1 protein-coding gene and 1 pseudogene are annotated in these 1,499 nt (G+C 71.9%); both read left to right on the top strand.

Features of this window, described 5'->3' with window-relative positions:
* Positions 1-689, top strand: a 689-nt coding sequence (locus tag GA0115259_RS34445) for a DALR anticodon-binding domain-containing protein (RefSeq protein WP_256098277.1), incomplete at its 5' end; no start/stop codon positions are given.
* A gap of 91 nt (positions 690-780) precedes the next feature.
* A pseudogene (locus GA0115259_RS34450) lies at positions 781-1,499 on the top strand (diaminopimelate decarboxylase); the annotation flags it as partial.

A 1,499-nucleotide genomic window follows, 5' to 3' on the forward strand; every position in this document is an offset into this window, starting at 1 on the left:
CCCCGCCCCCCCGCGTCTGGACCGGCACCGTCGTACGGCTGCTCCGCAGCCAGGGCGCCGAGGCGGCAGTCGTACCGGGCGCCATGGAGCGCCTAGCGGTCGTACCCGCGGGCCTCGACTCCGGCACCGGCCCCGACGACCTCTTCGCCCGGCTCGGCCAGGACGCCGCGCACTGGGCGCTGCTGCGGCCCGCCGCCCATGACCGTCCGTACACGGGCCCGGAGCTGCTCGTCCAGCGCGAGAGCAACGCCCTGTTCCGGGTGCGGTACGCGTACGCGCGCGCCCGCGCGCTCGTCCGCAACGCGGAGCGCCTCGGCATCCCGAGCGGCATCCCGAGCCAGTACACCGACCCCGACGCGGAATCCCTCGGCCGTGACGGCACCGCGCAGGCCACCACGCAGCCCACCGCGCAGGCCACCGCCACCTCCGCCCTGTTCACCGCCCTCGGCGACCATCCCGCCGTCCTCGAAGCCGCCGCCCGGCTGCGCGCGCCCGACCGGCTCGCCCGCCATCTCGAACACACCGCGGAGGCGTTCCTGCGCTTCCAGGAGATCTGCCGTCCGCTGCCGCTCGGCGACGAGAAACCCTCGGCCGCCCACCGCTCCAGGACCGCACTCGCCGAAGCCGCCGGAGCCGTGCTGGCCGGCGGCCTGTCCCTGCTCGGCATCGATGCCCCAGAACACCTCTGACCTCTGTGACACATGTCGCACGTCGACGCATGTCCCACGTCCCGGACACACCGCACACGCACACCTCTGAGAGAGCCAAGAGAGCCACGAGATGAGCCGTTCCGCACACCCCGCAGGCCCACGTCACGCGGATGTACTCCCCGAAGGCCACTACACCGCCCCGGCCGCCGATCTGAACGTCCTGGACGAGAAGGTCTGGTCGCGTACGGTCCGCAGGAACGAGGGCGGCGTCGCCACCGTCGCCGGTATCGAGGTGACCAGGCTGGCCGAGGAGTTCGGCACGCCGGCGTACATCCTCGACGAGACCGACTTCCGCGCCCGCTGCCGCGCCTGGTCCGATGCCTTCGGCGCGGACGCGGACGTGTTCTACGCGGGCAAGGCGTTCCTCTCCCGGGCCGTGGTCCGCTGGCTGCACGAGGAAGGGCTCAATCTCGACGTGTGCTCCGGTGGTGAACTCGCCACCGCGCTCGCCGCCGGAATGCCCGCCGAACGCATCGCCTTCCACGGCAACAACAAGTCGCTCCAGGAGATCGAGCGCGCCGTCTCGGCCGGTGTCGGCCGTATCGTCCTCGACTCCTTCCAGGAGATCGTCCAGGTCGCGCATGTCGCCCAGCGCCTGGGCACCCGGCAGCGGGTGCAGATCCGGGTCACCGTGGGAGTCGAGGCCCATACGCACGAGTTCATCGCCACCGCACACGAGGACCAGAAGTTCGGTATCGCGCTGGCCGGCGGGCAGGCCGCCGAGGCCGTCAGAAGGGCGCTCACGCTCGACGGTCTCGAACTGACCGGCATCCACTCGCACATCGGCTC

This window comes from Streptomyces sp. MnatMP-M17, assembly GCF_900091995.1.
Lineage (GTDB): Bacteria > Actinomycetota > Actinomycetes > Streptomycetales > Streptomycetaceae > Streptomyces.